This is a genomic window from Flavobacterium endoglycinae, from assembly GCF_017352115.1.
Classification (GTDB): Bacteria; Bacteroidota; Bacteroidia; order Flavobacteriales; family Flavobacteriaceae; genus Flavobacterium; species Flavobacterium endoglycinae.
The window spans coordinates 2,307,389-2,321,919 of the sequence record NZ_CP071448.1; the positions used below are offsets into that span (position 1 = coordinate 2,307,389).

The 14,531-nt window shown below is 36.9% G+C and carries 7 protein-coding genes; all 7 read left to right on the forward strand.

Annotated features, from left to right (window positions below):
* Nucleotides 1–181: 181 nt before the first annotated feature.
* Nucleotides 182–1,360: a FecR family protein gene (locus J0383_RS10120; RefSeq protein WP_207298267.1), complete on the forward strand. Its 1,179-nt coding sequence runs from the start codon at nt 182–184 to the stop codon at nt 1,358–1,360.
* 190 nt (nt 1,361–1,550) lie between these two features.
* Nucleotides 1,551–4,754, forward strand: coding sequence for a TonB-dependent receptor (locus J0383_RS10125; protein ID WP_239023299.1), 3,204 nt, complete (start codon nt 1,551–1,553; stop codon nt 4,752–4,754).
* An 8-nt stretch (nt 4,755–4,762) separates the two neighbouring features.
* Nucleotides 4,763–6,271, forward strand: a complete 1,509-nt coding sequence (locus tag J0383_RS10130) for a RagB/SusD family nutrient uptake outer membrane protein (RefSeq protein WP_207298269.1) — start codon at nt 4,763–4,765, stop codon at nt 6,269–6,271.
* Between the two features lie 13 nt (nt 6,272–6,284).
* Nucleotides 6,285–7,364 (forward strand): SusE domain-containing protein, encoded by a 1,080-nt coding sequence (locus tag J0383_RS10135; RefSeq protein WP_207298270.1) that lies wholly within the window; start codon nt 6,285–6,287, stop codon nt 7,362–7,364.
* A 106-nt stretch (nt 7,365–7,470) separates the two neighbouring features.
* Entirely contained in the window at nt 7,471–8,853 is a 1,383-nt protein-coding gene (locus J0383_RS10140) for an alpha-amylase family glycosyl hydrolase (protein ID WP_207298271.1), read from the forward strand.
* 79 nt (nt 8,854–8,932) lie between these two features.
* Entirely contained in the window at nt 8,933–11,077 is a 2,145-nt protein-coding gene (locus J0383_RS10145) for a glycoside hydrolase family 97 protein (RefSeq protein WP_207298678.1), read from the forward strand.
* Between the two features lie 258 nt (nt 11,078–11,335).
* Nucleotides 11,336–14,446: an Ig-like domain-containing protein gene (locus tag J0383_RS23680; RefSeq protein ID WP_239023302.1), complete on the forward strand. Its 3,111-nt coding sequence runs from the start codon at nt 11,336–11,338 to the stop codon at nt 14,444–14,446.
* The last annotated feature ends 85 nt before the right edge of the window (nt 14,447–14,531 follow it).

Here is a 14,531-nt window from a genome sequence, read left to right on the forward strand (position 1 = left end):
AAAAAAATATATATATCGCATTTTTAACAAAAAATCATTATCGTGCAAATGTTTAAAAATCAAATAATTAAAACACAACAATCGTTTTTAAATGTTAAAATTTAAAAATTTACAACGTTTGAGTAGTACTCAAATGCTTTTCAACTGTATACTATTAAAACCCCCAACAAAATAATTCGTAATGAATTCAAATCCTGAAATAAAAACTCTTTTACAAAAGTTTGTTTTAAACCAATGTACACCCGAAGAAACGAACGAGGTAATTGCTTATTATAAAAAAAATCAGCTTACCGATGATTTCCCAACTGTGGAAGATATCCAAAATCTGTTAGCAGAAATGCCGAAAATGGAAAAGCAGAAAGCCGATGATATTTTTGCGAATATCTTAAAGACTTCAAAAGAAGAAGAAACAGTAATCGAGCTTCCGTCAAGAAAATCAAATTACAGAAAGTATATTTCGATTGCTGCCTCTGTAATTGTTTTATTGGGCATTGGCTTTTTTTACAAACAAAATATGTCAAACAAAGCTGTTGAACCAAAATTCGATTTTAAAAGCTCTGATATTGTTTTACAACTTGAAAACGGTGAAGTTCAGGTCATTTCTGAACACAATTCGGCTCAAGTAAAAGATGCTAAAGGAAATATTGTTGGAAATCAAAACGGAGACAAATTAGTATACGAAAGTAATTCTGATTCTGAGAAATTAATTTACAACACAATTAAAATTCCGTATGGAAAAAAATTCCGTCTGCAATTATCTGATGGAACATTTGTTCACTTGAATTCAGGAACAACGCTGAAATATCCGGTGAAATTTATTTCTGGCGAAAACAGACAAGTATTTTTAGATGGTGAAGCTTTCTTTGATGTTGCTAAAGATAAAAAACATCCATTTATCGTAAATGCTGACGAATTGAATGTTCGTGTTTTAGGAACGCATTTCAACGTATCTAATTATCCTGAAGATGCACTGACAGATGTTGTTTTAGTAGAAGGTTCAGTTGGAATGTACGAATCAAGTCAAGAATTTGATGCTGCAAAAAACACTATTTTAAAACCTGGATTTAAAGGAAGTTTTAATAAAGAAAATGCTAAAATCTCAACCAAAGCGGTTATCACAGATATTTATACTTCTTGGATTGATGGAGGTTTAACGTTTAGAAATATGACTTTCAAAAATATTATTACGAAGCTTGAAAGACGTTATAATGTTGCAATTGTAAACAAAAACGAGAAACTCGCCAGCGAGAAATTCAATGCCAGCTTTAAAGAGGAATCTATAGAAAATGTGATGAGTTATTTTAACGAAATCCATGGCATTAACTACACGATAAAAAACAATCAGATACTAATTAAATAACCACTAAAACCAAATACAAATATGACGAAATAACATTACGGGAATAAAAAAATCGGAAAGAGCTGCGAACAATTTCCGATTAACTAAGTGATTGAATATAACGAATTAACTACAATCAATTAACAAAATTATGAAAAAAAAATCAAAGAATACTGGGTTTTTATACCGAGTGTTCCAAAATGACCTAAAATTGAAACTAACTACCCTACTTCTTTTGGTCGCCATGTTTAATATTAGAGGAAATACTTATGCCCAAAAAACAAAAGTCACCCTAGAATTAAACAATTCAACAATCGAAAAGGTTATTGAGACCATTGAGCAAAAAACAGACTTCAGGTTTATTTACAAATTGAATGATATCGACTTAGATCGAACAGTTTCAATTTCTGTAAAAGATCAGTCTATATATGTGGTTTTAGACAAGCTTTTTAAAGGAACTCCAACCGAATTTAAAATTCGCGATACGCAGATTATCCTGAAAAAACCAGAACTCAAAACCCAAATTATCGAATTTCAAAAACAAACTGTTTCGGGTGTAATTACAGATGAAAACGGCATGCCTTTACCGGGAGCTTCTGTTATTGAAGAAGGAACAAAAAACGGAATGGTTACAGATTTCGATGGTAAATACAAACTTACTGTCGAAAGCAGCCAGTCTGTAATTATCGTATCTTTTGTAGGATACAAGGAAAAAAGAGTAACTGCGAATCAAAATACAATCAACATTCAATTGTTTCCAGACGCAACTGATTTACAGGAAATTGTAGTAGTAGGTTATGGTCTCGCTACAAAAAGAGATGTAACAGGAGCAGTTTCTTCAATCGCTGCAAAAGACATGAATCAGGGCGCTATTGTAAATCCGCTGCAATTAATTTCTGGAAAAGCTGCGGGTGTAAATATCACGCAGGTAGGTAGCGAACCAGGTACTGGACCAAGCGTTCGTATTCGTGGAATTTCTTCTTTAATTGGAGGAAGTGACCCTTTAGTAGTAGTAGATGGAATTCAGGGCAATATGGATTTATTAAACCAAATTCCGCCCAGTGAAATCGAAAGTATCGATATCTTAAAAGATGCTTCTGCCACTGCCGTTTACGGTTCTCGTGGTGCACCTGGAGTTATTATCGTTTCTACCAAAAAGAACAAAGCCGGAAAAACTACTATGGAATATATTGGTTCTACTGCTTTAGATTTTATTCCGAAGAAATTAAACATGTTAAATGCTGATGAATGGTGGTCGGCAGCGCAAAGTGTTGGTGTTCCGGCATCGGCAAATCATGGCTCAAATACAGACTGGTACGGACTTTTAACACGAACTGGGATTACACAAACACATACTTTATCTTTTGGAGGCGGAACAGATAAATTCAATTACAGAGCTTCTTTAACGGCTATTCTTCAAGACGGAGTTGTTATCAATTCGAGTAATCAAAAATACATCGGACGCATTCAGGCAACTCAACAAGCTTTTGATGATAAACTGAAGTTGACATTTAACTTAAATACTGGTGTAAACAATACTACAAACAGTATTCAAAGCATTGGTACAGCAGCTTTTACATCAAATTTAATTACAAATGCCTATTTGATGCGTCCAACAGACCCTGTGTATAATACAGATGGAACTTACTTTACAGATCCAAACGTATTTCAATACTTAAATCCTTATGCGGCGGCACAAACTACTACTAACGAAGCGCAAAACGATAATTTATTCGGAAGTTTAAAAGCTGATTTGGATTTAGCAAAAGGTTTAACCGCAAACTGGTTTGGGAGCTGGAGAAAAACTAATGTTACCTATGGTTACTTTCAACCTGTAGAATCAACAGCTGCTTTTGCTATTGATCAAAAAGGGTTTGCGAACATCAATAATCAAAGACAAAATGAAAAGCTGACTAACTTCAGCCTTAATTATAAAAGAACATTTGGCATACACAATATAAACGTATTAGGTTTATACGAATGGCAAAGTCAGACTTATCAAGGAAATTATGCACAAGCAAGAGGTTTTATGAATGATAAAACAACTTACAATGCGCTTCAATTTGGTGACATGTCAAGCGTTCGTCCCGGAGATATGACTTCCTATAAAAATGACAGAAGTTTAGTTTCATTTTTAGGAAGAGTAAATTATTCTTTATTAGACCGTTATTTATTGACAGCGAGTATTCGTCGTGACGGCTCATCTGTTTTTGGAGCTAATAATAAATGGGGAGATTTCCCTTCTGCATCTGTAGCATGGCAGATTAACAAAGAACCATTTATGAACAACCAGACCTTAATTGATGAATTAAAACTTCGTGCAGGATATGGTGTAACAGGTAATCAGCAAGGACTTTATCCGCAGCAGTCAATTGCGTTAGTTGATCGTTCGGGTACTGTAAATTTTGGAGGACAGCTTATTACAAATTATGCTGTTGTTCAAAATTCAAATGCGGATCTCAAATGGGAAACTAAAAAACAGACAAACTTAGGTCTTGATTTTGCACTTTTAAACAATAGATTACGAGGAACTGTTGATGTATATACCTCTAAAACAGAAAACTTATTATTTAATTATGTAGTACCTCAGCCGCCATTTCCACACGATCGAATCATGGCAAATGTGGGAAGTATTTCAAACAAAGGTCTTGAAGTATCTCTTGCTTACGACGTAATTAAAACAGACAATAGTACGCTTACACTTGCAGGAAACCTTTCTTTCATGAAAAATGAAGTACTTAACCTAAGCGGCAGCATCAACGGAGTTCCTTTGAATACTGACTATGTAGGCTGGGGAGCTGAAAACTCTTATTTAGTAAAAGGAAAACCAGTTGGAGCATTTTACATCCTTCAGCATACTGGTAAAAATGAAAACAATGTTGAAACCGTTTTGGATCGTGACGGAAATGGGGTAATTGATCAGGGAACCAGAAGTCCAGACCGTTATTATGCAGGTTCGGCTCTTCCAACTTATACTTTTTCATTTAACCCTTCTTACCGTTATAAAAACTTCGACGCTTCGATGTTAGTAAGAGGTTCTGGAGGAAATAAAATTTACAACGGCTTACGTTCTAATTTAAGCCGAATGGAAAATATTGGTAAATCGAACGTTCTGGCGAGTGCTGTAGATCAAGGAATTTATACTTCTCCTTACGGTTCTGATTTATGGTTAGAAGACGGTTCATTTATCCGTTTAGAAAATCTTACAGCGGGATATAGTTTCCGTTTTTCAGATAAATATATTGATACTATTAGACTTTCGCTTACAGGAAACAACTTATTCCTGATTACAGATTACACAGGTATGGATCCTGAATTAAACGTAAGCGGCAGCGGAGATAACTTCGGAGGCGATAAAGGAATTTATCCTCGTACCAGAAGTGTTGCGTTTGGTTTGACTGTAAAATTTAAATAGTAAAAAAGATGAAAATTAAAAATATACTAATAGCAGGAAGCGCGTGTTTCCTGACACTTTTTAGCTGTACAGATATCAATGAAAATGTCTATGACAGATATCCTGCAGATGAATTTTACGGAACTCCTGAAGGAGCTAATATCGCACTTGCCAATGTATACGCACAAATTCCGGGTGAATTTGCAAGAGAAGGTGCTTCTGGAGTAGGATATGCCGGTGCCGATAACGGCTGGTACGATATGAACTGTATGTCATCTGACGAGCAGGTTATCCCTCACAGAAATACAGGTGACTGGCAGCAGGATTTTGCCCGTTTACACAAACACGAATGGCTGCCTACCGATTTCATTATCAACAATACTTGGAACTGGTTATACAAAGCTGTTTTCAATGCTAATTTAGCCGTAAGTTTATTAGAAAAATCAAATGCCGAAACTTCTAAAATTGCCGAAGCAAAAGTATTAAGAGCTTTCTTCTACTATTTATTGATTGATGATTTTGGTGATGTTCCTTTTTTTACGGATAATAACATCACAGTTGATAAAATCCCACAATCAAGCCGTAAAGAAGTGTATGATTTTATTGTGAAAGAATTAACCGAAAACGTTGATTTATTATCTGGTACAAAAGGCGGCAATTATTACGGAAGATTCAATAAATGGGCTGGTTATACTTTATTAGCAAAAGTATATCTAAATGCCCAAGTATATACAGGAACTTCTAAATGGAACGAATGTTTAGCCGCTTGTAACAAAGTTGCCGAAGGTGGTTTTTCACTTCATTCAGGTGCGGCAGATGCAGCAAATCCGCTTGGAAATAAATATTACGAACTATTTGGAGATGTACTTCCTGAAGATGAAACAATCCTATCTATTTATGCAACTTTAGACATTGTTTCTCGTAATGTGTACGCAGTCCGCAGTTTATACGGACCTCATGCTCAGGCATTATTTGGGTACAGCGGATGGAACGGTACTATTGTTCCAAAAGAATTTTTCTTGAAATATGATGAAAATGATATCCGCAGAAAACAATTTTTATTTGGAGAACAACCGGGAGGTTTCAATTACACACTTGATGTGGCTTCATTAGACAATCCGGGAGCAGCTCCTCAAGCGGGAGTTCGTAACGTAAAATTTTATCCTGCAACACCAAGAACCGGAGGCGGTGCTTCTAACGATTTCCCAATTTTCAGATATGCTGATATCATTTTAATGATCGCAGAATGCAATACTCGATTAGGAAATGCCGGAGCAGCAAAACCTTTTATTGATCAGATCAGACAACGTGCCGGATTAAATGCTTTAGACCACAATCCTACTCTTGATGACATTTACAACGAAAGAGGATTTGAGTTAAACTGGGAAGGACACAGAAGACAAGATATGATTCGTTTTGACAAATTTTTATTGGCAAACGAATTCAGACCAGCATCTCCTGCTTACAGAAAGTTATTTCCAATTCCAACTTCTGCATTAAATGCCAATTTAGGACTAAAACAAAATCCGGGTTACTAAAAACAAAACGATCATGAAAAAATATATCAATAAATTACTCTTATTAGGCAGTCTGCTCATTCTGGGTTCTTCCTGTGACAGCGGTGCCGAACTAACGACCCTGAAATCCGTTAGTTTTCCATCTGAAATTACCGTTTCATCAAGTACATTAGTTCTTACAGAAGACACAGCCGATGATCCTGTTTTACTAATTTCATGGCCTTCAGTTTCTTTTCCTATTGAAGCTCCTGTAACCTACGCTGTTCAGTTTGATTTAATTGGAGACACAAGCGGAAGCACGGCTTGGCAGAAAGCCAAACGCATCGAAGTAGGAACCGATGTTTTAAGCAAATCTTTAACTGGTCAGGAACTTAACAAAATTGCAGTCGATTTAGGACTTCCTATAGATATCCCTGGAAAATTAGTAGTTCGTGTCGAAGCTGCAATGGATCGAAAAATCTATTCAAATCCTATCACCCTTACGATAACTCCTTATGAAAAAAGTGTAGTTTTTGGTGAAATTTATATGCCGGGAAGCTATCAAGGCTGGGCAGTCGAAACCGCAGCCGCTTTAACAGCAATTCAAAAAGGAGTGTATCAAGGGTACATGACGGTTGCTGAAGGAGCAGGACCTGGATTTAAATTAAATACCGAAAGAAACTGGGCGCAATTCTATGGGGCTGGTGCTACAAATAATGATTTGAAAAACATGAGCGATACTGATTTTGTCCTTCCGGGAGCAGGATCTTATCAAATCAAAGTGAATTTAAACACCCTAAAATGGTCACAAGCGCCGTATGCATGGGGAATCATAGGAACAGCAACTTCAGGTGGCTGGGACAAAAGCACCCCAATGAGTTATGATCATCAGACAAAAACTTGGAAAGTTACTGCCGATTTAGCTGCGGGAGCTTTAAAGTTCAGACTAAACGATGCATGGACCATCAACTACGGGCCGGCAGATCCGGGTACAAACACCATTAATCTGGATAACGGAGGTGCTTACACTATTGGCGAAGCAGGAACCTATGAAGTAACCTTTACAATAAACGAAGTAGATCCTGCAACCACAGGTTATCCTGCAACTGCAACTTGTACTATCGTTAAAAAATAATCTAACATTATAATAAAGCTAGATTAGTTTGAGTGATACCTGCCTTTTTTGAGCGAAAGGCAGGCTATCTTAAACTTGTCGAATTTATTAACTAAATTGACAAACTATGAAATTTAATATAAAAATCGTTTACGGATTATTGCTTGCATTAGCCTTTATGTCATGCAGTTCTTCTGATGACGACAACAAAACTCCTGAATCTCCGTATACGCAATATGGAGCACCTTTTGAAAAAATGCCAAAGAAAGAAGATGCCATAATTTATCAGGTAAACATTCGTGCTTTTAGTCAGGCGGGAACCCTAAAAGCGGTTCAGGACAGATTAACACAAATTCAGGAATTAGGAGCAAATGTCATTTACTTAATGCCAATTTATCCAGTTGGAAAAGAAAGAGCTTCAGGAGAATTAGGATCGCCTTATGCTGTGAAAGATTATAAAGCCGTAAATCCTGATTTTGGAACTTTACAAGACCTTCAAACTTTAGTTGAAGAAGCACACAAAAAAAACATGGCTGTTATCCTCGATTGGGTTGCCAATCACACTGCTTGGGACAATGCTTGGATTACACAGCATAAAAATTGGTATCAGCAGGATGCAAATGGTAATATCATCATTCCGCCTGGAACAAATTATAACGATGTGGCACAATTAAATTTCAATAACACAGAAATGAAAGATGCGATGATTGATGCAATGTCTTACTGGGTTTACAATGCTAACATTGATGGTTTCAGATGTGATTATGCTGATTTTGTTCCGAATAATTTCTGGGCAGATGCCATAACAAAACTGAGAAAAATTAAAAAAAATCAAAACATTTTGATGTTAGCTGAAGGATCAAAATACAATCACTTTGCATCAGGTTTCGATTATACTTTTGGATTTAATTTTTTCTATACTTTAGAGCAGCTTTTCAAAAACAATAAACCTGCAACTACACTTCAGGATTCGAATGCTACAGAATATGCCAACAATTATAATCCTGAAAACAGAGTCGTAAGATACACCAGTAATCATGACGTAAACCTTTCTGAAGGAACACCTTTGGAACTTTTTGGAGGTAAAAAAGGCTCTATCGCTACATTTGTTGTCGCTACGTATTTAAAATCAGTTCCAATGATTTACAACGGACAGGAAATTGGTTATGCACAAAGGCTAAACTATTTCTCAAGAACACCAATCGATTGGTCGACAGCAGATAATGAAATGCTGGCCGAATACAAAAAAATCATTGCTTTTAGAAATACCAGTAATGCTATAAAAAAAGGAACATTTACAGGTTACAGCAGCGATGCCGTAAGCGCTTTCACTATGGTAAACGATACCGAAAAAGTATTTGTTCTTTCTAACTTAACCAATTCAGCTGTAAAACATCTTATTCCAAATACCTTAAAAGGAAACTGGAAAGATGCCTTTACTGGAGCAGCCGTAACAGTGGGTTCAGATATCACACTTCAGCCTTATCAATATATAGTGCTGAAAAATTAATACCTAAAGCAACTTTAAAACCTAAATTTGCACAAAACTAAATAACATGAATTTTCAATCCCAAAAATCATTGCTTCAAATGCGTTTGAGCAAAAAAACAGCGTTTTTATTTTTTATCCTTGCCACATTCTGGCTTCAGGCACAAGAAATAACTTCGCCAGACAAAAACCTTTCCTTAAAATTTGAATTAAAAGAAGGCGGCATTCCGTCTTACCAATTATCATACAAACAAAAACCAGTTATTAAACCCAGTTCATTAGGTTTAGAACTGCAAAACAGGGCTTCGTTTATGGATGGTTTTGCCATTACCAACACCGCTCAATCTACTTTTGATGAAAATTGGAATCCAGTTTTAGGAGAAGAAAAAACCATTCGCAATCATTACAACGAATTGGTTGTCACCTTAGCTCAGGCAAAAAATAACAATAGATTTATCCGTATTCGTTTTCGCTTATTCAACGACGGATTGGGATTTAGATATGAATTTCCAAAACAAAATGACCTGAATTATTTTGTAATTAAAGAAGAGCGCACCGAATTTCAATTGGCAGGAAATCATAAAATTTTCTGGATTCCGGGAGATTACGATACCAACGAATATGCTTATACGACTTCGAAGATTTCAGAAATTCCGTCTTTGATGAAAAAAGCAACCATTGAAATTAATGCACAGCAGCCCATCAAAGAACTTTCTGTACAAACGCCATCTATGATGAAATCTGATGATGGATTATACATCAACATTCACGAAGCAGGATTAATCAATTATCCGGCAATGTATCTTGAAGTTGATGCTAAAACCAACAAAATGACCAGTCATTTGGCACCAGATGTTCTTGGAGCAAAAGGATATATGCAGACTGATGCCCAAACACCTTGGAGAACCATTGTGGTAAGCGATAAAGCAACCGATATTTTAGCTTCAAAATTGATTTTAAACCTTAACGAACCAACGAGTTATAAAGATGTTTCATGGATTAAACCTGTAAAGTACATCGGAATTTGGTGGGAATATTTTGTTGCCGGAAGAAGTACTTGGGCTTTTGGAAAAGAAAACAACGTAAAAATGACGGATGATTTCACCAAACTGACTCCAAACGGAAAACACGGAGCTACAACAGAACGTGCAAAAGAATACATTGATTTTGCTTCTAAAAATGGTTTCGATGCAATCCTTATTGAAGGTTGGAATATTGGCTGGGAAGACTGGATTGGCAACTGGAAAGAAGACGTTTTTGATTTTGTAACCGCATATCCAGATTTTGATGTAAAAGCGGTTCACGCTTATGCCGCTTCAAAAGGTGTAAAGATCATCATGCACCACGAAACTTCTGGATCGGCAACCAATTACGAAAGACGTTTGGATCGTGCTTTTCAATTTATGAATGATAATGGTTATGATGCTGTAAAAACAGGTTACGTAGGACAGATTATCCCTCGCGGCGAACATCACGACGGACAATGGATGGTAAACCATTACATTAATGTTGCCAAACGTGCTGCAGATTATAAAATTATGATTAACAGCCACGAAGCCGTTCGACCAACAGGATTAAACAGAACTTTTCCAAACTGGATTGCTCAGGAATCAGCGCGCGGTACTGAGTTCGAATCTATGGGAGGTTTAGCTCCAGATCACACTACAATTTTACCTTTTACCCGTTTAATGGGAGGTCCAATGGATTATACGCCTGGAATTTTCCAGACTGATCTTTCGTATTACGGAACAGGAAGTTCACAACGAGTAAATACGACTTTAGTAAAACAATTGGCTTATTATGTAACCATGTACAGTCCGCTGCAAATGGCTGCTGACATTCCGGGGAACTATGAGCGTTTTCAAGATGCATTTCAGTTTATTAAAGATGTGGCTGTAGATTGGGATAACAGTTATATTCTAGAAGCTGAACCTGGAGATTATATTACAATTGCACGTAAAGCAAAAGGCAAAAACGAATGGTTTATTGGCGGAATTACAGATGAAAATGCAAGAACAGCAAACCTTTCATTTGATTATTTACCTGCAGGAAAAAATTTCGTCGCCACTATTTATGCCGATGCTAAAGAGGCAAATTGGAATCAGAATCCGCAGAAATATACTATTACTAAAGTGATCGTAAACTCAAAAAGCAAATTGAAGCAGTATTTAGCTCCCGGCGGTGGTACAGCCATCAGCATCAAAGAAGGAACTGCTTCTGATTTAAAAGGATTGAAAAAATTATAGATTACTAAGTTTTTTCCGCCACGACCCGAGCGATAGCGAATAGGCGAAGCAATTCACGAATTTTTCAAATTAAGATTTTTACATAAACACTAATTCGTGAATTCGTGGCGGAAAAACTATGCTCATTTAAGAGCAAAAAATTAAAAACTTACAACTTGAAAACTATTAACCACAAAATGTTTGTCGAATTTAAAAACCGATGCGAGTGAGAATGAATTTTAGTTAAAAAATGCCGACAAGCATGCAAAAACTACTATTATGAAAATCAACATTACCACGAGATTATTTCATATTACGAAAACACTATTTTGTTTTCTGTTATTATTAGCAAGTTCTGTTTATGCACAAGATCCTGCGCAGTACGGAACGCCATTCGCAGGAGTACCGGATACGAGAGATATCAACATGTATCAAGTGCATATTCGTCCGTTTAGTGCCAACGGAAATTTAGCCGGAGTAACTGCCCGATTAGACAATATAAAAGCACTCGGTACCAATGTTATTTATTTAATGCCGATTTTTCCCCACGGAACCGATTCCCGAAGTTCGGCTTCGCCCTATTGTATCAAAGATTTCAAAGCTGTTGGTTCTGAATATGGTTCTTTGGCTGATTTAAGAACTTTGGTTGACGGCGCTCACAGTCGTGGAATGGCAGTTATTTTAGATATTGCCATCAACGGAACTTCTTGGGATCATGGCTGGACCGTTTCTCATCCTGAATATTACAAACGAACCGGCACAACTATTCAGCAATTAGGAAATTTTGGAGATATTGCAGCTCTTGATCTTAACAATTCAGCTACACGAGCAGCAATCAAAGATGCCATGCGTTACTGGATTTTCGCTGCCAATATTGATGGTTACCGATGTGATTATGCCAATAATCCTCCTTTAGATTTTTGGTCCGAAGTAAATTCAAATCTTCGAAGCATAACGTCTCACAACTTATTAATGTTAGCCGAAGGTGACAGACAAGAAAACTTTCAGGTTGGTTTTGACATGAATTACGGCGACAGATGGTTTCATAGCGGTTTGTACGATATTGCGAATGGAGGACCCGTTTCGCAAAGACTTCAAGACCAGACTACCTATGAATATGCCAAAGCAACCGGAAATCAACAGATCGTTAGATATACGGGTAATCATGACACCTACACCAATGATGATGGCGTAAGAAGACCATTCGTTGCATTCAAAAACCATAACGGAATTGTAGCTAACTTTTTGGTTTCAGCTTACATGAGAGGAGTTCCTTTCCTAATGAGCGGACAAGAAATTGACTACGAACCCAAAACTGACTGGCCTTGGCAGAACTTCAAATTCAATTGGTCGCAAAACCCAACTGCCGCTGCCGATTTTGCTAAAATTCTAAATTTTAGAACCGCAAGCGCTGCAATTCGTCGTGGAGATTTAACTACTTATGCAAATGATGATATCAGCATTTTCACCAAAACATTAGGTTCAGAAAAAGTAATCGTAATGTCGAATTTGAGAAATGCTTCAAAATCATACGTTATTCCAGCAGCTCTAGCAGGAACATATGTTAATCCGTACAATAATAATGCTTCGGTAACTTTAACGGCAGGATCTACGCGTAATTTTGCGGCTTTCGAATATTTAGTTTTAACCAATACGAATGCTCCGGTTGTGGCGGTTACAGCCGTTTCAGTTAGTCCAACAACAGCAACTGTTGGTTTAGGAACAACGCAGCAATTAAATGCGACAATTACTCCTGCAAATGCAACCAATCAAAACGTAACTTGGTCATCAAGTAATACTTCAGTAGCAACTGTAAATAATTCGGGATTAGTTACAGCTATTTCTGCAGGAACTGCAACTATAACCGTTACTACTGCTGATGGAAATAAAACAGCATCTTCTGCCATAACAGTGGCTGCAATCCCAGTTTCATCTGTAGCAGTTTCTCCAACTTCTGCTAGTTTGTATGCCGGAAATACGCAGCAACTTACAGCAACGATTTCACCAGCAAATGCAACTAATAAAAATGTTATCTGGTCATCTAGCAATACTTCGGTCGCAACAGTAAACAGCTCTGGTTTCGTAACAGCGGTTTCGGCAGGAACAGCAACGATTACAGCTACAACGCAGGACGGAAATAAAACTTCTTCGGCAACAATTACAGTAAATCCAAATACGAATTTCACGATTTATTTTTACAAACCGTCAAATTGGGGAACTGGAATCAAAATTTATTATTGGAGCGCTTTACCATCAGGAGTTTTAGCTGATGCATCTTGGCCAGGTGTAAACATGACCAACACAGGAAACGGCTGGTACAGCTATACGTTTACAAATGTAACCTCAACGAATTTAATCTTTAACGACGGAACCAATCAAACTGCTGATTTAAGCCGAAACAAAACCGGCTGGTACATGAACAACGTTTGGTACGATTCAAACCCGGGGACTGGTGTTGCGGTTACAACTGTGAGTTTAAGTCCAACCACGGCATCGTTAAACGTTGGCGGAACGCAGCAGCTTACTCCAACAGTTCTTCCTTCGAATGCAACAAATAAATCGGTTACGTATAGTTCAAACAATACATCTGTTGCAACTGTTAATACTTCTGGTTTAATTACCGCTGTTGCGAATGGAACGGCGACCATCACCGTGACAACTGTTGACGGAAGCAAAACAAGTACTTGCACGGTTACCGTTAGTACAGCTCCATCTGGAGGTTCTTATTACACGATCAAAAACAGATGGACGGGTGCCTATTTATCTGATACAGGAACAAATACTGGTTATGGAACAACAGTTTCTGGTAACAATTACAAATGGCAGAAAATTGCAATTGATGCTACTTATTTCGTACTGAAAAATGTTGCTACAGGAGAATTAATGAATATCGAAGGACAAACTGGAAGTGTTCAATGTAATATTACTGATACTACGTTCTGGAGTGCCCAGTGGTCAAGCGATTACATAGACGGAACTTGGACTCGTTTAAGAAACAGATGGCAGACCGGAAATATTATTCATATCGAAAATCAAACAGGTTCTGCTCAATACGGAAATTCACAAGATGGCTGGTACAGCGCACAATGGCAATTAGAACCCACAACCGTTGGAACATCAAAATCAGCATTGAATATTGGAGAAGCTTCCACTGAACCCGTAATTGGTATTTATCCAAATCCTGCAACAAATAATGAATTTCATATTTTGATGCCTGAATTAACAAATGGAAATGCTGAAATTTCAGTTGCTGATATGAACGGAAGAACGGTTTTAACTGAAAGACTTTCTTCATCAGGACAGATTAACCACCATTTATCTTCAGGAATTTATATTGTAAATATTGTTTCTAAAGATTTTAACGTAACTAAAAAATTGATTGTTAAATAAGTCGATTTAATGTAAAATAGAAAAGCGCATGAAATTCATGCGCTTTTTATTTAGAAGCTTTATTTATCAATTTAAATATAAAATC